General features: G+C 66.4%; 20 protein-coding genes and 1 pseudogene. 8 read left to right on the top strand and 13 right to left on the bottom strand.

The window, feature by feature from the left end:
* Positions 1-531 (bottom strand): ATP-binding cassette domain-containing protein (locus tag ACIDOCELLA78_RS86560; protein WP_201728300.1); only part of this gene is annotated, 531 nt, incomplete at its 3' end.
* Positions 532-812: 281 nt separating this feature from the next.
* On the opposite strand from ACIDOCELLA78_RS86560, the gene ACIDOCELLA78_RS86555 reads away from it, so the two are divergent.
* Both ACIDOCELLA78_RS86555 and ACIDOCELLA78_RS86550 read left to right on the top strand, forming a co-directional pair.
* Positions 813-1,565: an SDR family oxidoreductase gene (locus ACIDOCELLA78_RS86555; RefSeq protein WP_201728299.1), complete on the top strand. Its 753-nt coding sequence runs from the start codon at positions 813-815 to the stop codon at positions 1,563-1,565.
* The gene (locus ACIDOCELLA78_RS86550) at positions 1,565-2,383 is read left to right on the top strand and encodes an amidohydrolase (protein WP_201728298.1); all 819 of its coding nucleotides are present in this window, start codon (positions 1,565-1,567) and stop codon (positions 2,381-2,383) included. Before ACIDOCELLA78_RS86555 ends, ACIDOCELLA78_RS86550 begins: the two co-directional genes overlap by 1 nt.
* Before the next feature lie 111 nt (positions 2,384-2,494).
* On the opposite strand, the gene ACIDOCELLA78_RS86545 is transcribed toward ACIDOCELLA78_RS86550, so the two are convergent.
* Together ACIDOCELLA78_RS86545 and uxuA are read right to left on the bottom strand one after the other, a co-directional pair.
* Positions 2,495-3,388 carry a sugar kinase gene (locus tag ACIDOCELLA78_RS86545; RefSeq protein ID WP_201728297.1) on the bottom strand — a complete coding sequence of 298 codons (894 nt, stop codon included), beginning with the start codon at positions 3,386-3,388 and terminating at the stop codon, positions 2,495-2,497.
* Positions 3,388-4,569 carry a mannonate dehydratase gene (gene uxuA / locus ACIDOCELLA78_RS86540; protein ID WP_201728296.1) on the bottom strand — a complete coding sequence of 394 codons (1,182 nt, stop codon included), beginning with the start codon at positions 4,567-4,569 and terminating at the stop codon, positions 3,388-3,390. The genes ACIDOCELLA78_RS86545 and uxuA overlap by 1 nt, the downstream gene beginning before the upstream one ends.
* A gap of 167 nt (positions 4,570-4,736) precedes the next feature.
* Here uxuA and ACIDOCELLA78_RS86535 point away from each other — a divergent pair, with 167 nt between their 5' ends.
* Positions 4,737-5,531 carry a GntR family transcriptional regulator gene (locus ACIDOCELLA78_RS86535; RefSeq protein WP_201728295.1) on the top strand — a complete coding sequence of 265 codons (795 nt, stop codon included), beginning with the start codon at positions 4,737-4,739 and terminating at the stop codon, positions 5,529-5,531.
* A 100-nt stretch (positions 5,532-5,631) separates the two neighbouring features.
* Positions 5,632-7,143 carry a UxaA family hydrolase gene (locus ACIDOCELLA78_RS86530; RefSeq protein ID WP_201728294.1) on the top strand — a complete coding sequence of 504 codons (1,512 nt, stop codon included), beginning with the start codon at positions 5,632-5,634 and terminating at the stop codon, positions 7,141-7,143.
* 60 nt (positions 7,144-7,203) lie between these two features.
* Here ACIDOCELLA78_RS86530 and ACIDOCELLA78_RS86525 read toward each other — a convergent pair whose 3' ends face one another.
* Entirely contained in the window at positions 7,204-7,920 is a 717-nt protein-coding gene (locus ACIDOCELLA78_RS86525) for an ABC transporter ATP-binding protein (RefSeq protein WP_201728304.1), read from the bottom strand.
* Positions 7,913-9,163: a branched-chain amino acid ABC transporter ATP-binding protein/permease gene (locus tag ACIDOCELLA78_RS86520; protein ID WP_283770826.1), complete on the bottom strand. Its 1,251-nt coding sequence runs from the start codon at positions 9,161-9,163 to the stop codon at positions 7,913-7,915. The genes ACIDOCELLA78_RS86525 and ACIDOCELLA78_RS86520 overlap by 8 nt, the downstream gene beginning before the upstream one ends.
* Positions 9,164-9,267: 104 nt before the next feature.
* Here ACIDOCELLA78_RS86520 and ACIDOCELLA78_RS86515 point away from each other — a divergent pair, with 104 nt between their 5' ends.
* On the top strand, positions 9,268-10,494 hold the full coding sequence (locus ACIDOCELLA78_RS86515) for an IS256 family transposase (RefSeq protein ID WP_201728293.1): 1,227 nt from the start codon (positions 9,268-9,270) through the stop codon (positions 10,492-10,494).
* An 82-nt stretch (positions 10,495-10,576) separates the two neighbouring features.
* Here ACIDOCELLA78_RS86515 and ACIDOCELLA78_RS86510 read toward each other — a convergent pair.
* The 5 genes and pseudogenes from ACIDOCELLA78_RS86510 to ACIDOCELLA78_RS86490 form a co-directional block, all read right to left on the bottom strand.
* Positions 10,577-11,110: pseudogene (locus tag ACIDOCELLA78_RS86510) on the bottom strand (branched-chain amino acid ABC transporter permease); the annotation flags it as partial.
* Between the two features lie 33 nt (positions 11,111-11,143).
* A complete protein-coding gene (locus ACIDOCELLA78_RS86505; RefSeq protein WP_201728292.1) occupies positions 11,144-12,028 on the bottom strand; it encodes a branched-chain amino acid ABC transporter permease in 885 nt (294 codons plus the stop codon).
* A gap of 89 nt (positions 12,029-12,117) precedes the next feature.
* Positions 12,118-13,401, bottom strand: a complete 1,284-nt coding sequence (locus ACIDOCELLA78_RS86500; RefSeq protein WP_249675492.1) for an ABC transporter substrate-binding protein — start codon at positions 13,399-13,401, stop codon at positions 12,118-12,120.
* Positions 13,402-13,525: 124 nt separating this feature from the next.
* Positions 13,526-14,197 carry a dethiobiotin synthase gene (bioD, locus tag ACIDOCELLA78_RS86495; protein ID WP_201728290.1) on the bottom strand — a complete coding sequence of 224 codons (672 nt, stop codon included), beginning with the start codon at positions 14,195-14,197 and terminating at the stop codon, positions 13,526-13,528.
* Positions 14,194-15,339 (bottom strand): aminotransferase class I/II-fold pyridoxal phosphate-dependent enzyme, encoded by a 1,146-nt coding sequence (locus ACIDOCELLA78_RS86490; protein ID WP_201728289.1) that lies wholly within the window; start codon positions 15,337-15,339, stop codon positions 14,194-14,196. Before ACIDOCELLA78_RS86490 ends, bioD begins: the two co-directional genes overlap by 4 nt.
* Positions 15,340-15,426: 87 nt before the next feature.
* On the opposite strand from ACIDOCELLA78_RS86490, the gene bioB reads away from it, so the two are divergent.
* Positions 15,427-16,413, top strand: coding sequence for a biotin synthase BioB (gene bioB / locus ACIDOCELLA78_RS86485; protein WP_201728288.1), 987 nt, complete (start codon positions 15,427-15,429; stop codon positions 16,411-16,413).
* Positions 16,410-17,666 carry an adenosylmethionine--8-amino-7-oxononanoate transaminase gene (locus ACIDOCELLA78_RS86480; RefSeq protein WP_201728287.1) on the top strand — a complete coding sequence of 419 codons (1,257 nt, stop codon included), beginning with the start codon at positions 16,410-16,412 and terminating at the stop codon, positions 17,664-17,666. The genes bioB and ACIDOCELLA78_RS86480 overlap by 4 nt, the downstream gene beginning before the upstream one ends.
* Positions 17,667-17,755: 89 nt before the next feature.
* Here ACIDOCELLA78_RS86480 and ACIDOCELLA78_RS86475 read toward each other — a convergent pair whose 3' ends face one another.
* The 3 genes from ACIDOCELLA78_RS86475 to ACIDOCELLA78_RS86465 form a co-directional block, all read right to left on the bottom strand.
* Complete coding sequence (locus ACIDOCELLA78_RS86475; protein WP_201728286.1) at positions 17,756-18,451, bottom strand: VIT family protein; 696 nt, start codon at positions 18,449-18,451, stop codon at positions 17,756-17,758.
* A gap of 119 nt (positions 18,452-18,570) precedes the next feature.
* A complete protein-coding gene (locus ACIDOCELLA78_RS86470) occupies positions 18,571-19,713 on the bottom strand; it encodes an acyltransferase (RefSeq protein ID WP_201728285.1) in 1,143 nt (380 codons plus the stop codon).
* 114 nt (positions 19,714-19,827) lie between these two features.
* Positions 19,828-20,703, bottom strand: a complete 876-nt coding sequence (locus tag ACIDOCELLA78_RS86465; protein ID WP_214006276.1) for a glycoside hydrolase family 16 protein — start codon at positions 20,701-20,703, stop codon at positions 19,828-19,830.
* 202 nt (positions 20,704-20,905) lie between these two features.
* Between ACIDOCELLA78_RS86465 and ACIDOCELLA78_RS86460 the strand changes: the two genes are divergently transcribed.
* Entirely contained in the window at positions 20,906-22,006 is a 1,101-nt protein-coding gene (locus tag ACIDOCELLA78_RS86460; protein WP_283770824.1) for an acyltransferase, read from the top strand.
* Positions 22,007-22,038: the final 32 nt, after the last annotated feature.

The following is a 22,038-nucleotide window of genomic DNA, read 5'->3' as shown; positions in this document are numbered from 1 at the left end:
GGCCGCCGTCGGCTCGTCCATGATGACGACCTTCGCCCGCCAGTAGAGCGCGCGCGCGATCGCCACCGCCTGGCGCTGCCCGCCGGAGAGGTCGAGCACGCGGGTCATCGGGTCGGGAATATGGCTTTCGATCCGCGCCAGCAGGGCGGCGATCTCGCCATGGATCTTCCGCTCGTCGAGCATCGGCACCAGGCCCATGAAGCGCCGCATCGGCTCGCGGCCAAGGAAGATGTTGGCGCCCACATCGAGATGATCGGCAAGGGCGAGATCCTGATAGATCGTCTCGATCCCGGCATTGCGCGCATCGCGCGGCGAGCGGAACGACATCTCCTCGCCGCCGAGCCGGATCGAGCCGGAATCGGCCCGGTGCACGCCGGAAATCACCTTCATCAGGGTGGACTTGCCGGCCCCGTTGTCGCCAACCACGCCGAGCACCTCGCCGGGGGCCACTTCGAGCGACACGCCGCGCAGCACCTCGATCGCGCCGAACCGCTTGTCGACGCCGCGCACCTCGAGGGCGGGCACGCTCACGCCGTGATCTCCGTTCCGACCGGCGCGCCCGTTGCTGGGTCGTTCGCTCGCATCGTTTTTCCTCCCTCCGCCGGCGCTTCAGCACCAGCCATTGAGTTGCAGAATATCGATATGCGGCAACGCTGACAAGCGGGAAGCGCGTGCCCGTTTCTCACCATCGCGGGATCGTGGGCCGGCTTGCGCGGCGAGAACCCGATTGATAGCCTCGTCAGCATGTCTCGCAATTTTCATTGCGTATACACAATAATAAATTCGCGTAATCCGTGAGGGAGGGAGCAAAGATGGAACTTGGGCTCAATGGAAAGATCATTATCGTCACCGGCGGCGCCTCGGGAATCGGCGCCGCGGTGGTGGACACGCTCGCCGGCGCTGGCGCGGTGCCGGTCGTGCTCGACCGTGCCGCAGCACCCGGCGAGCATCACCGCCTCGACCTGACCGACGACGCCGCCTGCGCCGCGGCCATCGCCGCCATCGCCGCGCGCCACGGCCGGATCGACGGGCTGGTGAACAATGCCGGCGTGAACGACCGCGCCGGGCTTGGCGGCACGCTCGATATCGCCCTCGCCGCCTTCCGCGCCTCGCTCGAACGCAATCTCGTGCAGTGCTTCACCCTGATGCATCTGTGCCTGCCGCATCTGCGCCAGTCGCGCGGCGCGGTGGTGAACATCGCCTCAAAGGTCGCCCTCACCGGCCAGGGCGGCACCAGCGGCTATGCCGCGGCCAAGGGCGGCCTGCTCGGTCTCACCCGCGAATGGGCCGCCGAACTCGCCGCCGATGGCATACGGGTCAACGCCGTCCTGCCCGCCGAGGTCTCCACGCCGATGTACGACCAATGGCTGTCCGCCCAGCCCGATCCCGACGCCCGCCGCGCCGCCATCACCCGCACCATCCCGCTCGGCGCGCGCATGACGACGCCGGCGGAAATCGCGGCGAGCGTCGTCTTCCTGCTCTCCGTCGCCGCCTCGCACGTCACCGGCCAGCATCATGTCGTCGATGGCGGCTACGTTCATCTCGACCGCGCGCTGACCGCCTGATGCGCATCGACGCCCACCTGCATCTCTGGTCGCCCGCCCGTGGCGACTATGGCTGGCTGACGCCGGACCTGCCGATCTGCCGCGAGATCACGCTCGACGAGGCAAGCCGCACCGCGACGGGGATCGACGCCGTCATCCTCGTCCAGGCCGCGCCCACCGAGGCGGAAACGCGCTTCCTGCTCGACATCGCCGCCCGCGCCGGCGGCTTCGTCCGCGCCGTGGTCGGCTGGACCGATCTCGCGGCGGCGGACGCGCCCGCCCGCATCGCCGCCCTCGCCGGCGAACCGCGCCTCGCCGGCCTGCGCCCGATGCTGCAGGACATCGCCGATCCCGACTGGATTTTGCGCCCGGACATCGAACCCGCCCTCGCCGCGATGGAACGCGCCGGCCTGGTGCTCGACCTGCTGGTCCGCCCCGCGCATCTGCCGCGCTGCCGCGAACTCGCCCGCCGGCATCCCGGCCTCGCCATGGTGCTCGACCATGCCGCCAAGCCGCCGATCGCGCAGCGCGGCCACACCGCCTGGGCCGACGCGCTGCACCGCCTCGCCGCCGATACCGCGATCGCCTGCAAGCTCTCCGGCCTCATCACCGAAGCCGCACCTGGCGCGGGATTCGACGCGCTCGTCCCCTATGTGCGAACGGTGTTCGAGGCCTTCGGGCCGGACCGGATTCTCTGGGGCAGCGACTGGCCGGTGCTCACCCTCGCCGCCTCCTACGATGCCTGGCGCGGCGCGGCGGAAGCCCTCACCGGGATGATAGCACCTGATGCGATGGACGCGGTGTTCGGCGGCAACGCCGCGCGCATCTACCGGGGCTAGAGCATCATCCGATCAGATGGAGTCATCTGATCGGATAAAGATGCTCAGTTTATCAGCATGATAGAGCACTACATCCGATCCAAAAGGATCGGAAAGTGCTCTGAGCCCGGCTCACGCCTCTTCGGCGATCAGCGCGCCGCGCGTCAGCACCGCCCGCGCCGCCACCGCCTGCGCCGCCGCCACCGCAGAAGCGGGCGCCATCCCCTGCATCCGGCAGGCGAGGAAGGTGCCGTTGAACGCATCGCCCGCGCCGGTCGAATCCACCGGCGTCACCACCTCGCGCGGCACCACCTCGAAGCTGTCCGCACCAAAGCGCCCCAGCGTCGCCGCTGTGCCGTTCTTGACGACGATATCCCGCACCCCCGCCGCCGCCAGTCGCGCGACCGTCGCCGCCGGCGCCGCGTCGCCGAACAGGGCCGCCTCGTCCTCGAAGGTCGGCAGCGCGATATCCACGAGCGGCAGCACGCGCCGGACGATCTCCCGCGCCTCGTCGGCGTCGCGCCACAGCGCCGGGCGGTAATTGGTATCGAAGGCGATCTCGGCCCCCGCCGCCCGCGCCGCGCCGAGGACGTCCAGCAGCGCCGCCCGCCCCGCCGGCGGCAGGATCGCCAGTGTGATGCCCGAGACCAGCACGAGCCGCGCGCCCGCCAGCGCCCGTGCGAGGAACGCCGGATCGTCGGCCAGATGCGTCGCCGCCGAGTGCCGCCGCCAATAGGCGAAGCTCCGCTCGCCCGCCTCCACCCGGATCACGTAAAGCCCGACCGACGCGCCCTCGACCCGCCGCACGAACGCCGCATCGATCCCGGCCGCCTCGATCCGCGCGCGCATCGCGTCCGACATCCAGTCGGTCCCGATCGCGGTCACGTAGCGCACCGGCACGGCACCGCGCAGCCGCACCCGCGCCGCCCAGGCGGCGTTGAACGTATCGCCCGCGAAACCGAGCGTGTAGCCGCCCGCCTCGTTCGGCGCGAACTCCGCGAGGCACTCGCCGATGGCGACGAACATCAGGCCGCCGGCGCCGTGGCTTCGAGCGCGCGGATCACGCCGCGCAATTCCGCCAGCCCGCGCAGCCGGCCGATATAGGAATAGCCGGGATTGACCCGCCGCGCCGCATCGGCGGCGAGCAGATGCCCATGATCCGGCCGTAACGGGATCGACGCCCGCCGCCCCGCCGTCGCCGCCTCGCGTTCCTCGCGCAGCAGCAGGGCGAGCATGGCCACCATGTCGGTCCGCCCGTCGAGATGCGGCGCCTCGACGAAGGAGCCGTCCGGCTCGACCGTTACGTTGCGCAGATGGACGAAATGGATGCGGCTGCGGAACGTCTCGGCGATCGCCAGCACGTCGTTATCCGCGCGCGACCCGAGCGAGCCGGCGCAGAGCGTCAGCCCGTTCGCCCGCGAGGGCACCGCCTGGAACAGCGTCGCCAGATCCTCCAGCGTCGAGACCACGCGCGGCAGGCCGAACAGCTTCACCGGCGGATCGTCGGGATGGATCGCGAGCCGCACGCCGAGTTCCTCGGCCACTGGCACCACCTCGCGCAGGAAATCGCCCAGGTTGGCGCGCACCGCCGCGTCGTCCAGCCCATCGAACCGCGCGATCTCGGCGGCGATGGTCTCCCGCGTCTGCGACGCCGCCCCGCCCGGCAGGCCGGCGATGATGGTCCGCTCCAGCCGCTCCAGCGCCTGCGCGTCGCAGGCCGCCATCCGCGCCTCCGCCTGCGCGACCAGCGGCGCCGGATAGCCCTCCGCCGCCCCGGCGCGGCGCAGCACGAAGGCGTCGTAGAGAATAAAATCCACCATGTCGAAGCGCAGCGCCTTCGCCCCGTCCGGCATCTCGTGGGCGAGTTCGGTGCGGGTCCAGTCGATCACCGGCATGAAATTGTAGCAGATCACGCCCACCCCCGCCCGCGCCACCGCGGCGAGCGAGTCCTTCCACGCCCCGACGAGGCGCGGCCAGTGACTGTCTCGGCACTTGATGCCGGTCGGCACCGGGATCGACTCGCACACGCTCCAGCGCAGCCCGGCGGCCTCGATCGCGTCGCGACGCGCCTGCACCGCGGCGACCGGCCAGGGCTCGCCGGGGGGGATGTCGTGCAGCGCCGTCACCACGCCGGTCGCCCCCGCCTGCCGGACATGGGCGAGCGGGATCGGATCTTCCGGCCCGAACCAGCGCCAGGTCTCTTCCATCGCCCCGCCCTTTCCCCTTGTCAGTCCAGCGCACGGAGGCGCGCGCTGAACGGCCAGCCGATCCGCCCATAAGTCCCACCATCTTTATCCGATCCGGCGGGATCGGAAAGGGCTCCGGGCGCCCTACCCCGACTTGACCGAAAAAGCGCACCGGACCAAGAAGGCAGATGCCGCGTCCCCGCAAACATGAAGCCGGATTCACCGGCGATGAACCGGAAGACCCTTTCCTCGCGTCGCTTGCGGCGGTGTGGCTCGACCCCGCGATCGGCAAGACGGCGCAAATCTACACGATCATCCGCAACGGCATCGTCCAGCTCAAGCTCCCGCCAGGGGCGGCAATCAACGAGCGGGAAATCTGCGCCCGGCTCGGCGTGTCGCGCACGCCGTTGCGCGAGGCGATCCTGCAACTCGCGGCGGAAAACCTGGTTACCGTGGTGCCGAATTTGGGCACCAGCGTCGCTCCCATCCATATCCAGGACGCGTTCGACGGCCAGATGGTGCGCGACGCGCTGGAGATGCGCGTGGTGCGGCTCGCCTCATCGCGGATGAACCTTGCCGTCGAACGCGCGCTGGCCGCGAATATGGAAGCCCAGCACAAGGCCGCCGAAGCCCGCGACTTCGATGGGTTCTACCTGCTGGACGAGGATTTCCACCGCCTCATCAGCGAATGCGGCGCCTCGCCCACGGTCTGGCGCATCATCAACGGCGCCAAGGCGCAGCTCGACCGCATCCGCCGCCTCGGCTTCCCGCGCCCGCACCACGCCGAAACCGTGCTCGCCGAGCACCAGGCGATCTTCGACGCGCTGATGCGGCGCGATGCCGAGCGCGCCGCCGCCGCCATGCAGACGCATCTCGACCGGGTGTTCGAAACCGTGCGCCTGCTGATCGCCGAGCGGCGCGACTACTTCTCGCCCGATGCCGGCGAGGTGGCCCAGCGCGCGGGGCGGCCCGCCGGCGCTTGACCGGACTGCCGTTTATCGGAAAAATACAAACCGATATATTCCCTTCAACGACCGGGGCGCACCGCCGCCCCGCGCCTAGGCGAGAAACGGAACCAGACCCATGAACGCTCCCACCACCGTGCGCCTGAACGACGCCGACAACGTCCTCGTGGCGATAGAGCCGATCGCATCCGGCACCGGCGTCGCCGAGGGCCTGGTGACCTCGGCGCGCATTCCCCGCGGGCACAAGATCGCCGCCGCCCCGATCGAGGCCGGCGCGCCGGTGCGCAAGTTCGGCCAGATCATTGGCTTTGCGAAGGAGGCCATCGCCCCCGGCGCCTGGGTGCACGAACACAATGTCGAGGTTCACGAATTCGCGCGCGACTACACGCTCGGCGCGGTGAAGCCGGTCGAACCCGTCGCCGCCCCGGCGACGTTCATGGGCTTCCGCCGCGCCAACGGCCAGGTCGGCACGCGCAACTACATCGCCATTCTGAGCTCGGTGAACTGCGCCGCCACCGTCGCCCGCCAGATCGCGCTGCGGGCGGAACGGAGCGGCCTGCTCGACGGGTTTCCGAATGTCGACGGCATCGTCCCGCTCACCCACGGCACCGGCTGCGGCATGGCGGCCGACGGCGAGGGCTACGAGCTGCTCGAACGCACGCTCTGGGGGGCGGCCTGCAACCCGAACGTCGCCGGCGTGCTGTTCATCGGCTTGGGCTGCGAGGTGCTGCAGATCGCGCGGATGACCGCCCGCTACGGGCTGAAGGACGATCCCCGCTTTCACTGGATGACGATCCAGGATTCCGGCGGCACGCCCGCGACGATCGAGGCCGGGCTCGCCGCGCTGCGCGAGATCCTGCCCCGCGCCGACGCCGCGCGGCGCGAGCCCCTGCCCGCCTCGCATCTTGTTCTCGCCCTGCAATGCGGCGGGTCGGACGCCTATTCCGGCCTCACCGCCAACCCCGCACTCGGCGAGGCGGCGGACATTCTGGTGCGCCACGGCGGCACCGCGATCCTGTCGGAAACGCCGGAAATCTACGGCGCCGAACACCTTCTTGTGCACCGCGCCGCGAGCCGCCGCGTCGCCGACGACCTGCTGGCGCGGATCGACTGGTGGCGCGACTATCTCGCCCGCACCGGCGGACAGATGAACAACAACCCCTCACCCGGCAACAAGGCTGGCGGGCTGACCACCATTCTCGAAAAATCCCTCGGCGCCGTGGCCAAGGGCGGCACCACCCCACTCACTGCGGTCTACCGCTATGCCGACCCGGTCACCGAGCGCGGGTTCGTCTTCATGGACACGCCCGGCTACGACCCCGTCTCGGTCACCGGCCAGGTCGCCGGCGGCGCCAACATCCTGTGCTTCACCACCGGCCGCGGCTCGGCATTCGGCTGCAAGCCGGTGCCCTCGATCAAGCTGGCGACCAACAGCGATCTCTACCGCCGCATGGAAACCGACATGGACATCGATTGCGGCGACATCCTCGCCGGCATGACGATCGCGCAAAAGGGCGAAGAGATCTTCCGCCACCTGCTCGACGTCGCCTCCGGCGCGCGCACCAAATCCGAACTGCTCGGCTATGGCGACAACGAATTCGTGCCCTGGCAGGTTGGGGCGGTCATGTGACCGCCAGACGCAGCGTCATGTGACCGCCAGATGAAGCGTCATGTGACCGCGGCGCTGGCGTCAGTGGGCGCCGGCACCCAGCATCGCCGCGCGGAATCCCTCATCAGCGCGCAGCGCCTCGGTGGTATCCGCCCGCACGATCCGCCCGGTTTCCAGCAGATAGGCGCGATGCGCGACCTTCAGGCTCAGATTGACATTCTGCTCGACCAGCAGCACCGTCGTCCCTTGGGCGTTGATCCGCGCGATCGTCGCGAACACCTGCTTGACGATCACCGGTGCGAGGCCGAGCGAGGGCTCGTCCAGCATCAGCAGGCGCGGCTTCGCCATCAGCCCGCGCCCGATCGCCAGCATCTGCTGCTGCCCGCCGCTGAGCGACCAGCCCATCTGCGTGTAAAGCCGCTTGAGATCGGGGAAGATTTCGAGAATCCCCTCGATGTCACGCTCGGTTTCGGCGCGCGACACCTTCCGGTTCGACGTGCCCATGATCAGGTTCTCGCGCACGGTAAGCCCCGGAAACACGTGCCGCCCTTCCGGCACATGCGCGATGCCGCGGCGGACGATCGCCTCCGGCGCCATCCGGTCGATCCGCTCGCCCTCGAAGCGGACTTCACCGCGCGTCGGGTGCAGCAGACCGGAAATCGTCTTGAGCGTGGTCGACTTGCCAGCGCCATTGACGCCGAGCAGGGCGACGACCTCACCCGCCCTTACCTCGATGCTGATATCGTGCAGGGCGGTCACCTGCCCGTAGCGCGACTGGATGTTGCTGACCTCAAGCATATTCGACATCGTCACCCAGATACGCCTTCATCACGGCAGGATCCGACAGCACCTGCTTCACCGATCCCTCGCTGATCTTCTGGCCGAAATCCATCACATAGGCCCGCGTCGCCACGCTGGAGACGAAGCTCATGTCGTGCTCGATCAGCAGCATCGTCACCCCCAGCGCATGGATCCGGTAAAGGATCTGCGACAGCACCTCGGTTTCCTCGTGGTTCATCCCCGCCGCCGGTTCATCGAGCAGCAGAAGCTCGGGGCCGGAGACGATGGCCCGCGCGATCTCGACGATGCGCTGCTGCCCGTAAGGCAGGTTCTTCGCCTTTACATCGAGCCGGACGAAACCGAGAAAGTGCAGTGTCTCCCTTGCCTTTTCCATCGCCTCGCGTTCCTCGCGATAGCCGCGCGGCCGCGATAGCAGCGCCCCCGCGAGCCCGACCGTTCCCCGCCGGTAATGACCGACCGCCACATTCTCCAACGCGGTCAGTTCGGGAAACAGGCGGATATTCTGAAAGGTGCGTGAAATGCCGAGCCGGTTGATCCGCGTCGGGCCGAGATTGGTGATCTCCTTCCCGTCATAGACGATCGATCCCGCCGTCGCCGTGTAGATCCCGCTCAGCACGTTCAGCACCGTCGTCTTGCCCGAGCCATTCGGCCCGATCAGCACCGCCACATCACCGCGATTGACCGTCAGCGACACGCCATTGACCGCCTTGATGCCGCCGAAATGCTTGGCCAGATCACGAATTTCCAGAAGCGGCCGATCCGAGGCCACTGGCCGTTCAGGCACCGCGTCAGACTTGAGATGTGCGACCTCGTCCCGACCATCCTCGCGTCGCCCCAGCACCAGCGTCGTCACCGCGCCGACACCGCGCAGCAGCAAGCCGTATAGCCCTTCGGGCATGAACAGCACGACGACGACGACCAGCACGCCATAGACCGCGATGTAATAGGCATGCAGGAAGCGCAGCACTTCCGGCAGGAAGGTGATCAGCCCGGCGCCCAGCGTGGTGCCGACGATCGAAGCCTGCCCGCCCACCAGCGCCATCGCGAAGAAGGAGACGGACTGGTAGAAGTTGAACACGTTCGGGCTGATATAGAGCGAGCCGGAAGCATAGAGAATCCCGCCCATCGCGGCGAGCGCGGCGGAGACGGCGAAGGCGAGAACCTTCGTCCGGAACAGGCTGATTCCGTTTGCCGACGCGGCGATTTCATCCTCGCGCAGGGCGAACAGCGCGCCGCCCAGCCGCGAAGGTGGCGTCGTGAAGTGTGTGGAAATTCTGGGTGGCGTAATCTCCGGGTGAGTTCAACCACCAGACTCGGCGTTGTAGCGCCGATGGAGATCACGCCATGGAGAAGAATAGCACAGGAACGCCGGAAGCCAGGCTGTTTGATGGGACGGCGTGGTTCGACCCGATCGAGACGGGCGTTCGGGATCGGATCCGAGGGTTCATTGAAACCATGCTCGAGGAGGAGCTGACGGCGGCGCTCGGGCGGGGGCGATACCATCGGGATGGCGAGGCGGCGGCCGGATATCGTCACGGTGTCCGTCATCGGCAAATCCTCGGCTCGTTCGGACCGCTCGACATCACGGTGCCGCGGGGTCGGATGCCAAAGCCTGAAGGTGGAACCGCCGAATGGCGCAGCGCCGCACTGCCTCGTTATGCGCGGATGACGAAACAGGCGGAGGCGTTGATTGCGGCGACTTATCTCGCCGGCACGAACACACGGCGGGTGAAGCGGGCATTGGGGGCGTTGTTCAAGGGGGCGGTAGGCAAGGACGTGGTCAGTCGTACCTGGCGAAAGGTGAAGGCGGACTGGGAAGGCTGGAACCGGCGCAGTCTGGCCGATGATGACATCGTCCGGCTGATCCTGGACGGCACCGTGGTGAAGGTCAGGCTCGACCGGAAAGCGACCAACATCTCGCTGCTGGTCGTGCTTGGTGTCCGCCGCGATGGGCAGAAGCTGCTGCTGGCGGTGAAGAACATGGGAGGCGAAAGCGAAGCCGCCTGGCGCGCCGTGCTCGATGATCTCATCGCCCGCGGCCTGCGCACTCCGGAACTGCTGCTGATCGATGGTGGCGCCGGCCTCGAACGTGCGCTGGCCAGCCTGTGGCCAAACGTGCCGACGCAACGCTGCACCGTGCACAAGCACCGAAACCTGCTGGCCCATGCGCCAGACGCCCTGCACGAGGAGATCACCGCCGACTACAACGACATGATCTACGCCGAAACCAGTGCCGAGGTGATGCGCCGGCGTCGGCTGTTCCTGGCCAAATGGCGTCTGAAATGCCGCGGTGTAGCCGACAGCCTCGAAGAAGCCGGCGATCGGCTGTTCACCTTCACACGATTGCCCCAAAGCCAGTGGAGATCAGCGAGAACGACGAATGCGATCGAACGTCTGCATGAGGAGTTCAAGCGCCGGATCAAGACCCAGACCGTCCTGCCCTCGGCCGAAACCGCGGCGATGTTGTTCTGGTCATTGCTCGCATCCGGACAGATCTCCATGCGCAAAGTCGACGGGTGGCAGAGCCTCGGAGAGCCTCCCGCCTCAATGCATCTTGATCTCGTCGCCTGACCTCGTCATGTTCCACCAGCCGGAGACGCCGCCCAAGGCAATTTCCACACAATCCGAGACGCCACCGCCGCGAATGGCGCAGGCGGAACACAACATAACTCGCCAGCACGAGAACCGCGACGGAGATGAAATAGAACCCGTGGTCGCTGTTGATCGCGTAGCCGAACAGGCTCGGCCGGGGGATGTTGGAAATCCCGTCGGCACCGCCGGTCATGGCGTTCCAGTTGTTGAGCACAAGCTCGGTGATGATCTGAAACCCGATCGTCACCAGCGCGAGATAATGGCTGGCGAGCCTGAGCGAGATCGCGCCGAGGAAGAGGCCGAAGCCGGTGGTCACCACCACCGCCGCCAGCGCAGCACTCCAGTAGCCGACGTGATGGTTCACCGCGAGAACCGAGAACGTATAGGCGCCGATCCCGAAAAACGCTGCCTGGGCCAGCGAGATCTGCCCCGAATAACCGAGCAGAACCGTCAGCCCGAGCGCCGCGACGGCATAAGACAGCGAGAGGATGAGCAGCGTGAGATAATACGATCCGAGCCGCCCACCCGGCAGCAGGAACGGTATCAGCACCAGCAGTGCGATGAAGGGCAGGAACCTGGCGATCGACCTGATCATGTTGTCGTTTTCCTGAAGCCGCCGGCGCGCCGGTCAGACCTTCTGTGAGACTTTTTCACCGAACAGCCCGTATGGCCGGAAGATCAGGAACAGGATCAGCACGATGAACGGAAATGCATCGCGATACGATCCCGAGATATAGGTCGCGCCATAGGTCTCGATCAGCCCGATGCCGAGCCCGCCGACGATCGCCCCCTTCATGCTCCCGAATCCGCCGACGATCGCCGCGGCGAAAGCCTTGAGCGCGATGCTCGACCCCATCGTCGCCGTCACCGTGTAGACGGGTGCGATCAGCAATCCCGCAAGCCCGCCGAGCGCGGTGCTGATCGCAAACGTCAGCGCCGCCATCCAGGCCACGCGGATCCCCATCAGCCGCGCCGTGTCAGGGTCCTGCGCCGTCGCCTGCAACTGCTTGCCGAGCTTGGTTCGTTCGAGAAACCAGTTCAACAGCGCCACCATGGCCGCGGTGACAACGATGATGACGATGTATTGCGGATAGACATGAACGCCGAACACCGCGACGGAGTCAGCCTTGAAGATCGGCGGCAGCTGGTAAGGTATCGGTCCATAGATCAGCAGGAAGGCCTGTTCGAGAAAGACCGAGGCACCGACAGTGGCGATCATCACCGGCAGGAAGTTGCGCGGCCGGTTTCGCACCGGCTGAAAGATCAGCAGCTGGAACAGCGCGCCGACCAGACCGGTTGCCACCACTGCAAGTACCAGCGCGAGCCACCAAGGCAGATGCAGCACAACGACGAGGCTGACCATGAAATAGGCGCCGATCATCGCGAAATCGCCCTGGGCGAAATTCACCACATTGACGGAAGTATAGATCAGCACGAAGCCAAGCGCGATCAGCGCATAGATGCTGCCGACCGCAAGTCCCGCGATGGTCAGCTGGATGAATTCGGAGAACACGCAGACAATATCCCGGTCAGCTGATTTTCATTCCGGCAGAAAACGAATGCGCCGTCCGGGAGACGAGCCACCCGGACGACGCCCGGCATTCAGCCGACATATTTAATCGGGATCACCTTCCGATGCTTGATCTTGACCACCCAATAGCCGTGCAGCCCATCGCCGTTGGTGTCGAAAGTGTAGGTGCCCTCGACCCCGTGATAGCCCTTCACCGCGCGAATGCCCTTCTGGATCGCGGCCGGCGCGGTGCCATCCTTCGCGATGACCCGGCTGAGGACGTTCATCGCGTCATAGACCCACCCACCGAACACGTCGGGCTGGCTGTTATATTTCGCAACATAACGTTTGGTGAACGCCTTCGCCGCATCGTTGCCATCAGCCACGAAATCGGACACGCCATAGGTATCGTCGACCGCGGGGCCAGCAAGCTGGATACAGACCGAGGTCGCGATCGAGGTCGAGCCGATGATCTTCACCTTGAGACCCAGCTGGCGCAGCTGCTTGAGCATCTGCGCCTCGTCCTCGGAATTGGTCATGTAGGTTGCGAGCGTATCGGCGCCGGAACTTTTGACCTTCTCCAGAAACGACGTGTAATCCCGCGTCGCGGTGGTATAGCCCTGATCGCTGACAACCTTGGCGCCGTTCTTCACCAGCGCCACCTTGAGCAGCGCATTCCCGGCCGCACCGAAAGCGTCGGTATCGTAAAGAACGGCGACGTTCTTGCTGCCCATCGTCTTTACCGCGTACTGGGCCATCGTTGCCGACGCATAGGTATCGTTCGGCCGGAAACGGAACACCCACTGGTTGCCGACATGCGTCAGCTTCGGATCGGTGCCGCCGATCATGGTTGGGATCTTGTAGCGCGCGACATAAGGCAGCGTCGCCTGCACGATCGTGCTGCGGATCGAGCCGATGATGGCGACAATGTTCTGATTCGCGGCGAGCTTCTGATAGGCCGAGACGCCGGCCTGATTCTGCCCGCGATCGTCCTCGACAATCAGCTTGATCTTCTTGCCGGCGATGCCGCCATGGGCGTTGATCTCGTCAACGGCGAGCTTTGCGCCATCAACCTTGTGCTGGCCACTGAGCGCTGCGGGGCCTGTCAGATCGGCGATCATGCCGATCTCGATCGTGCCGGATGCTGCATGGGCCACACCCGCACCGCACAGAAGCGCAATCATGCCCGCGCCGCCGAGTAATTTTCCGATCATTGGTTTCATCTCCCTCGATTTTATTTGATTGGACGTCTTATTCCCCCTCCCGGCGCGACGGTTCGAGGGCGGGCAACTGACAAGGTTGGCGCCGTGTCGTGCATCGCTTCTGCAGAATACGCAGCCGGGTGGAGAGTGCAGGGAAGGGTCGCGCCGCAACATATTGCCGCTTGCCCAGGCAATCCGGCAAAAGAGCGCGCATCGGTCGGCCTCCCCTCGCAGATTATTGATAACCGGTATATAGGATTTTTGGGGGTGTCAACACGCGCGCGAGGGGCATGATCCCTCAGCGTCGGGCGGCCGCGTCGAGCCAGGCAAACCAGTCCGGCGTCGCATCCACCAGCAACGGGGGCGGGCTGGTGCCGAGATAACGCAGTAGCGTCTCCTGCGTCTGTCCAACCGGTACAGGCAGCGGTTCCATCGGGTTGATGACGATCGCGGCAATCGGAATCTCGCGCGCGCGCAGCGCCTCGACGGCGCAGAGCGTATGGCTGATCGTGCCGAGATACCCGCCAGCGACCAGCACCACCTCAAGGCCGAGTGCGGCGATCCAGTCGCGCACGGTATGCGTTTCATCCAGCGGTACCATCGCGCCGCCGACGCCTTCGACCAGCAGCGGGGCCCGCGCCTCGGCCAGCGCGGTCTCGCAGAAAGCGACGAGCGCATCGAAGGGAATGCGCCGGCCGGATCGCGCCGCCGCCATGTCGGGTGAGATCGGATCGGGAAACCGCCAGGGACAGATGGCGGCAACGTCATCGTCGGTGACCGCCGCCCTGCCCATCGCCCGCAACAGAATGCCAGCATCGCTCTCTGCCGCGAGGACTGGGTCATAGCCACTGGCAACCGGCTTGAGCGCCCGCGCGGAAACGCCACCGGCCCGCCAATGCCGGATCATGCCGGCGGCGACATGCGTCTTGCCGATCTCGGTGCCGGATGCGGTGATGAAGAAATGGCTCATGCGCTCCCCATGATTTTGGTGCGGACGAGTTGGGCCAGACGGTCGACGTCTTCTGGTAAATGCCCCGCGGTGAAGGCGAAGCGCAGCCGCGCCGTGCCCTCGGGCACGGTGGGCGGGCGAATGGCGGCGACGAGATAGCCCGCCGCCTCCAGCACCGTCTGGGCCGCGAGGGCGCGCTCGGCGGTCCCGAGCAGGAGCGGCACGATCGGGCTTTCGGCCGGCGCCAGGCCCAGGGCGGCGCAGAAGCGGCTTGCATGGGCGAGCGCGGCGGCGCACAGGGCGGGATCGGCCGCGATCAGGTCGAGCGCCGCGATCGAGGCGCCGACCACCGCCGGCGGCAGGCCGGTGGTGTAGACGAAGCTGCGGGCACGGTTGCGGATCAGCTCGCACACGACATGCGAAGCGCAGAGATAGCCGCCATAACTGCCCACCGCCTTGGACAGCGTCCCCATCTGCAACGGCACGCTATGGCCGTGGGCCGAGCCGCGCCCCTGGTTGATGACGCCGATGCCATGCGCGTCGTCCGTCATCAGCCAGGCGTCATGCGCGTTCGCCAAGGCGAGCATCTGGCCCACGGGCGCGAGGTCGCCATCCATCGAGAACACGCCATCGGTCGCCACCATCGCGTGGCGGGCGGCCGGGCGATGGGCGGCGAGAAGTTCGGCGAGATGAACGAGGTCGTTGTGCCGAAAGATGTGCAGCGCAGCGCCGGACAGGCGGGCGCCGGCCCAGATGCAGGCATGGGCGAGTTCGTCGACGAAGATCGCATCGTCCCGCGTCATCAGCGCCGGGATGATGCCGGTATTGGCGAGGAAGCCCGAGCCGAACACCACGGCGTCTTCCGTCTGTTTCAGCGCGGCGAGGCGCGCCTCGAGCGCGCGGTAGAGCGGATGGTCGCCGGTGACGAGGCGGGAGGCGCCGGCGCCGGCGCCGTGGCGGCGGGCGGCGTCGATCGCGGCGTCGATCACCGCCGGGTGGGTGGAGAGGTTGAGATAGTCGTTGCAGGAGAACGAGATCAGCCGCTGCCCGTCGCGCTCCAACATCGCGCCGGCGGCGCGGGCGGTCGGGCGCAGGCGGCGGCGGAGGGCGCCGGCCTCGAGCCGGGCGAGCTTGTCGGTCGCGAACTGGTCGAGCGTGGTCATCCTGTCTCAATCTGCCGCAAAAGCTTCACGAACGCGGATGCAGCGTTTATCACCGGTTCGACCCCTTGGGGCAAATCGGAGCTTGCCATGTCCATCGCACTCGATTCTTCCACTGCTGCCGCTGCTGCCGCTGCTGCCATGCCGTCCCCGACGCGGGCGCGCATCGCCGCCCTGCTGGCGCTGCCGCTGCCCGAGCTGATCTTCCAGGCGCAGACCGTGCACCGCCAGCATTTCGACCCGACCCAGGTGCAGATTTCCACCCTGCTCTCGATCAAGACCGGCGGCTGCCCGGAGGATTGCGGCTATTGCCCGCAAAGCGCGGGATTCGACGCGGGGGTGCCGGCGTCGAAGCTGATGGACATCGCCCCGGTGCTGGAAGCGGCACAGCGGGCGAAGGACGCCGGGGCGCAGCGCTTCTGCATGGGGGCGGCCTGGCGCTCGCCCAAGGACCACGATCTCGACCGGGTGGCGGCGATGGTCGAGGGGGTGAAGGCGCTGGGGATGGAAACCTGCGTCACCCTCGGGATGCTGCGGCCGGACCAGGCGGCGCGGCTGAAATCGGCCGGGCTCGACTATTACAATCACAATCTCGACACCTCGCCGGAATTCTACGGCAGCATCATCACCACCCGCACCTACCAGGACCGGCTGGACACGCTGGCGGCGGTGCGGGATGCGGGCATCAATGTCTGCTGCGGCGGGATCATCGGGATGGGCGAGGATCTCGACGACCGGGCCGGGCTGCTGGCGACCCTCGCCGATCTCGATCCGCCGCCGGAGAGCGTGCCGATCAACGCGCTGGTCGCGGTGAAGGGCACGAAACTCGGCGAGAGCGCGCCGATCGACCCGATCGATTTCGTACGCACCATCGCGGCGGCGCGGATCAGCATGCCAAAATCCTGGGTGCGGCTGTCGGCCGGGCGGGAGGCGCTGAGCGACGAGGCGCAGGCGCTGTGTTTCCTCGCCGGCGCGAACTCGATTTTCTACGGCGACACGCTGCTGACCACGGCGAACCCGGCGGCCGCGCGCGACAATGCGCTGTTCGACAGGCTCGGGATGACCAAGCTTTCGTGAGCGACTGGCTGGAGCGCGGCTGGCGGCATGTCTGGCTGCCCTATGCGCAGATGCAGACCGCGCCATTGCCGCTGCCGGCGGTGCGGACGGAGGGATCTAGCATCCATCTGGCCGACGGGCGGGTGCTGATCGATGGCGTCGCCTCATGGTGGACGTCGTGCCACGGCTACAATCATCCTCACATCCGTGAAGCGGTCGCGGCCCAGCTCGATTCGATGCCGCATGTGATGTTCGGCGGGCTGGCGCATGAGCCGGCCTATCGCCTCGCGACGCGGCTGGCAGGGATGATGCCGGACGGGCTGGAGCGGGTGTTCTTCACCGATTCCGGCTCGGTCGCGGTGGAGGTGGCGATGAAGGTCGCGGTGCAGGCGCGGCTCAATCGCGGCGAGCGCGGGCGGCACAAATTCCTCGCCTTCCGCGACGGATATCATGGCGACACGCTGGCGACGATGGCGGTGTGCGACCCGGAGGAAGGGATGCACGCGCTGTTCGCCGGGCTGTTGCAGGAGCATGTGATCGCGCCCCTGCCCCGGGATGCGGCGACGGAGGCCGCGTTCGCGGCGCTGCTGGAGCGGCACGCGGATGAGCTCGCGGGGATCATCGTCGAGCCGCTGGTGCAGGGGGCGGGCGGCATGGTGTTTCACGACGAGGCCGTGCTGCGGACGCTGCGGACGGCGGCGGACAGGTATGGGCTGACGCTGATCTTCGACGAGATCTTCACCGGGTTCGGGCGGACCGGAACGATGTTCGCCTTCGAGCAGGCGGGGGTGACGCCGGATATCGTCACCTTGTCGAAGGCGCTGACGGGCGGGACCTCGCCGCTGGCGGCAACCGTGGTGCACCGCGACCTGTACGAGGCGTTTCTCGGCGAAGACCCGATGAAGGCGCTGATGCACGGGCCGACCTTCATGGCCAATCCGCTCGGCTGCGCTGCGGCGAATGCCTCGCTCGATTTGTTCGAGACCGAGGACCGGCTGGGGCAGGCCACGCAAATCGGGGCCTGGCTGCGCGAGGGGCTGGAGTCGTGCCGGGGGCTGCCGGGCGTGGTCGATGTGCGGGTGAAGGGGGCGATCGGCGTGGTGCAGCTGGAGCGGAGCAAAAATCCGGCGGGGTTGCGGGAGCGGTTCGTCGCGCGCGGGGCGTGGATCCGGCCGTTCCGCGACATCGTCTATCTCACCCCGGCGCTGACCATCGCGCAGGACGAACTGGCGCGCCTGACCGGGGCGATCAGGGACGTTCTGGTCGCGGGCTGAACGTCCGATCCCGCGCCCCCTCGCCATCCGAGGGGCGGAGGAAGGCCGGTGACGGAAGAGCGTGAAGGGCCGAGGCAGCACGAACACGCTTACACTGTGGCGCCAAAAAGATGACCGATCAGGGTGGTGGCAGCCATGGCAAGGGCACCCCAGAAGGCGACGCGCATCGCCGGTTTGACCATCGGTGCGCCCCCTGCGCGGCCACCGACGGCACCGAGCACGGCAAGGAAGATGAGGGCGCCGAGACCGATCCCGGCGGTGAGAACTGGCTTCGGCAAGACAACGGCGAGGGTGAGCGGGGCTGCGGCGCCGATGGCGAAGGTGGCGGCCGAGGCGAGTGCCGCCTGGATCGGATTGGCCGCGGTGAATTCGGTAAGGCCGAGTTCGTCGCGGGCATGGGCGCCAAGCGCGTCATGCGCCATGAGCTGGGTGGCGACCGCGCCGGCAAGATCAGGGTCGAGACCACGGGCGACGTAGATTGCGGCAAGTTCGGCATGTTCGGATGCGGGATTTTCGGCGAGTTCGGCGCGCTCCTTGTCGAGTGCGGCGGACTCAGTATCCGCCTGGGAACTGACGGAAACGTATTCGCCGGCGGCCATGGCCATCGCGCCAGCGACCAGCCCGGCGACGCCGGCGACCAACGCATCGTGCCGGACCCCGCTGGCCGAGATCACGCCGAGTATAAGGCTGGCGGTTGAGATGATGCCGTCATTGGCGCCGAGCACAGCGGCGCGGAGCCAGCCGGTACGGCCAAGGAGGTGAAATTCCGGATGGGGAAGATGCATTTCGTGTCCTTCGCTGCGCGGCCCGGATGGTGTGATGTAACAACAGCAGCACAGATTTTGGACAGGATAGCGCCGTTCGCTGCGTCATTGAAGATGAACAGAGGCGGGGCAGGCGAAGCTCAGCCGGCACCCGGCGGCACGACAGCGGGCAGCCTTACAGCTTCGCGGCCGGCACGGTTGAGCCAACGGCGCAATGGCACATCATAGAACCGGCCAGCCGCCCAGGCGAGGCCGATCGAGGCCAGGGCCGCAAGAAGTGCGAGTTCTGGAGCAAGGCGATGCAAGTGATGATTCGCGAGGTCCGCGAGCCCGGCGACCAGCGGGTAATGCAGGACGTAGAGCGGATAAGAGAGCGCTCCGAGCCATTTCCAGACCGGATCAAGACGGCGGCTGGGCGTGGCGAGTGCGCCGGCAGCGACCAGGGCCGGAAAAGCGAGCAGCACCGCCGCGATATCGAACCAGGCACCCAGCGGCAATGGCGCGGCGAGGAGCAGGAGAAGCAGCGGCACCGTGGCGTGCGCGGCGGTGCGCCAGGCGGCGCGCGCCGGCGCCGCGGCAGGGGATGGAAGAATGGCACGGCGCATCAACAGGCCGACAGAGAAGGGGAAGACCACCCGCGCCGCTGCGGCCCAAAGATCGATCCAGCGATAGCCGGCATTCAGCCCGTGATAATGCAACGCGGTAGCGCCCATCAGCACGGCGCCGAGAAGGCAGGTGGCGAGAAGGCTGGCGCGCGTGAGCCAGCGGAAGCACAAAGCGTAAATAATGTTCACCATCAACTCGATCGATAGCGACCATAGCGGCGTGTCGAGCGGGAAGGCCCAGGGGCGGAAGCCAAGCAGGGATCGGGTGGGCAGCAGCAGCGCGTTTGCCAGCGCTGCCCGCAGGACGGCGCTGGCGCCGGGACCGCCGGGGGCGGTGGCGGCAACGAGATAGCCGGCGGTGCCGAACAGCACACCGAGCCCCGCAAGGGGATAAAGCCGAATCAGCCGCAAGCGCAGGAAGCCGGGAAAGCTCATGCCGCCGCGCAACTGCCGGTCATAGGCGTGAGCGATGACAAACCCGCTGAGCATGAAGAAGAAATCGACGGCGAGATAGCCGTGGACGGGCTTGAACGGCAGACGGAAATATTCCGTGACGTGAAATGCCAGCACGGTAACCGCGGCGATGCCTCGCATACCGTCGAGGACGAGATAATGCGTGGTCTGGTCGGACTGGCGGGCCGATATGTCGCGCAGGGCCTGGATGGCGGCTCTCCTCACCCCGACACGCCATCAAAGCATCAGGGTTGTTTAAAAAATGATAATAAATACGAAATTATTTTTTTAGAGTAATTTTTTTGATCCAACAACACTGTCTGTCGAGACCTGCATAATTTAATTTTCACGATCGCATGGCCACGGCCGGTCGCGCTGCCAGACCTTGATCTGGCGGATGCGCAGGGTCAGCGGCGAGGTGAGGTTGCCAATCGGCCAGCCGCCACCGAGCGCGAGATCGGCCAGCATATACATTGGCTGGCGGTATTGCGGCGGCGTCGGGGTCGACCAGAAACGGCGGCGGTTGAGATAGAAACTCGTGGTCCGTGGCGTGATCAGCACCCCGAAACGATTGAACCGGGAGGTCAGCAGACCGTCCGGAACCCGAACCAGTCGGCTGCGCAGCAGGGCGTTGCGGCCGCGCACCCAGACATGCTCGGTGGCATGGAAGTAGCGCGGAAAGCCGCCGTAATACTCGATCACGTCGATCTCGTCGGCGAAGTCGCGCTTGTCCATGCCGATCAGCCAGAACGCCGGCCAGGTCCCCATTCCACCCGGCAATTCCGCTGTCATTTCGAAATATCCGTATTTCTGGGTGAATCCGGCATGCGGATCATTGTCCCGATAGGCCGAGCTGATCAGCCCGGAACGCCACTTTCCTCCTGCCGTTTTGCTGGCGATGATGGAAAGCCCTTGCGGGGTGATACGGAACACTTCCGGCGAGGGATTGGCGAAGGCGGCGTCGCCGAAATCGCCTCCCCAGGGCGTGTGGGCGCTCCATACCGTGTCGGGCCCATGGGCTGAGAGGCTGAGGGTCTGGAAGCGGTCGAGGAATGTGACGTGATAGACGGACAGGTCAATCCGCGTGCCGCCCCCTGCCCTTCCCATACTGCCACGCAACGCGACCACGGCCGCGAGAGCGACGCAAAATCCCGCGAATGCCGCATAGCTCAGGCCACGGAGGGAAGGCCGCAAGGAGAGGAAAAGGTTGGGCACCCGCACTTGGTGGCAAATCGCGTGACATTTGGCAAACAGTCAGCCATCTGTTCAAAAAAAGTAAAATTATAAAAAAAATCTAATTATTTTTATTGCGATGTTGTTAATTTAAATTTATTTCGGTTGCGGCGACATGGCTCGGTCGGCCCACAAACGGTGACAGACAGGACACAGCGTGAGGACCACCTCGATATCTGGCCGTATGGCGGAAACTGGCGGCCGCAGCAGCGGTTTCGACGACCTGCGACTGATTCTGGCAGTGTCTGTAGTCGTTCTGCACGTCGCCGCGGTATCGCACGGGATGCAGGCGGAAATGGCGGTGTTTCTGAGCCCGCTGCGCCCGCTCGTGCGGTTCATCCTGCCGGCTTTTTTCGCACTCAGCGGCTTCCTCGTGGCCGGGAGTCTGGCGCGATGCCGCACCGTGGCGCTGTTTCTCGGGCTGCGGGGGTTGCGGGTGATGCCCGCCCTGACCTTCAAGGTCTTGCTGGCGGCCCTCGTGCTCGGACCTCTGGCGACGCGCGACACGCTTGGACGATATTTCCATAGCCCCAGTCTCTACACCTATCTGCTGAACATCGTCGGCAGCGTGCATTTCGGGCTGCCAGGCGTATTTATCGACAACCCGCTGCCTGGGGTGGTGAACGGGCAACTCTGGACCATTCCCTTCGAGGTGGCGAGCTATGTCGTGCTCGCCGGGCTGGCTGTGCTGGGGCTAAGCCGCAGGCGAAGCCTTGCGCCGGCCGCGGCGGTGGGGATGACCTTCGCATATCTGGCCACAACCCTGATACGGCATGGCGGGGTGCTGGTGCCGGTACCGGGCATGCCCAACGGCGCGCTTCTCATTGTCTGCTCGCTCTGGGGGGTCAGCCTCTACCAGTATCGGGATATCGTACCGTATTCGCGGCCGCTCTGCCTCGTCGCGGCGGCGGTGGCGGCGTCCTGCCTCGGCTTCATACCCTATGGCGACTTCCTTGCGCCGCTGCCCGCCGCCTATGTCACGGTCTATCTGGGGCTCAGAAATCCGAAGCGCCGGTGGCTGGGCAAAGCCGACTATTCCTATGGCATCTATCTCTCAAGCTTCATGATCCAGCAGGCGTGCTGGCAGTTCCTGCCAGCGGCGCGCAGCTGGGAAGGCAATCTTCTGATCGCGCTGCCGCTCTCGGTTGGGGCGGCTGCAATATCGTGGCATTTCATCGAGAAACCGGCGCTAGATCTGCGCCACGCACTGCGCGAGATCGAGACGGCGTGGCTCGAACGCCAGGCGCGGCGCGCCGACGCCAGCCTGCCGGCAGAGGCCGACTGAGCGTGTCGGGGCACAGGATGGGCAAGGGAGCG

The organism is Acidocella sp. C78 (assembly GCF_907164655.1).
This window is presented reverse-complemented; position numbering and strand designations above follow the sequence as displayed.

Coding starts and splice junctions, on each gene's coding strand:
- ACIDOCELLA78_RS86555 (WP_201728299.1), top strand. CDS start 813: ATGGAACTTGGGCTCAATGGAAAGATCATTATCGTCACCGGCGGCGCC.
- ACIDOCELLA78_RS86550 (WP_201728298.1), top strand. CDS start 1,565: ATGCGCATCGACGCCCACCTGCATCTCTGGTCGCCCGCCCGTGGCGAC.
- ACIDOCELLA78_RS86545 (WP_201728297.1), bottom strand. CDS start 3,388: ATGTTCGTCGCCATCGGCGAGTGCCTCGCGGAGTTCGCGCCGAACGAG.
- uxuA (WP_201728296.1), bottom strand. CDS start 4,569: ATGGAAGAGACCTGGCGCTGGTTCGGGCCGGAAGATCCGATCCCGCTC.
- ACIDOCELLA78_RS86535 (WP_201728295.1), top strand. CDS start 4,737: ATGCCGCGTCCCCGCAAACATGAAGCCGGATTCACCGGCGATGAACCG.
- ACIDOCELLA78_RS86530 (WP_201728294.1), top strand. CDS start 5,632: ATGAACGCTCCCACCACCGTGCGCCTGAACGACGCCGACAACGTCCTC.
- ACIDOCELLA78_RS86525 (WP_201728304.1), bottom strand. CDS start 7,920: ATGCTTGAGGTCAGCAACATCCAGTCGCGCTACGGGCAGGTGACCGCC.
- ACIDOCELLA78_RS86515 (WP_201728293.1), top strand. CDS start 9,268: ATGGAGAAGAATAGCACAGGAACGCCGGAAGCCAGGCTGTTTGATGGG.
- ACIDOCELLA78_RS86500 (WP_249675492.1), bottom strand. CDS start 13,401: ATGTTGCGGCGCGACCCTTCCCTGCACTCTCCACCCGGCTGCGTATTC.
- bioD (WP_201728290.1), bottom strand. CDS start 14,197: ATGAGCCATTTCTTCATCACCGCATCCGGCACCGAGATCGGCAAGACG.
- ACIDOCELLA78_RS86490 (WP_201728289.1), bottom strand. CDS start 15,339: ATGACCACGCTCGACCAGTTCGCGACCGACAAGCTCGCCCGGCTCGAG.
- bioB (WP_201728288.1), top strand. CDS start 15,427: ATGTCCATCGCACTCGATTCTTCCACTGCTGCCGCTGCTGCCGCTGCT.
- ACIDOCELLA78_RS86475 (WP_201728286.1), bottom strand. CDS start 18,451: ATGCATCTTCCCCATCCGGAATTTCACCTCCTTGGCCGTACCGGCTGG.
- ACIDOCELLA78_RS86460 (WP_283770824.1), top strand. CDS start 20,906: ATGGCGGAAACTGGCGGCCGCAGCAGCGGTTTCGACGACCTGCGACTG.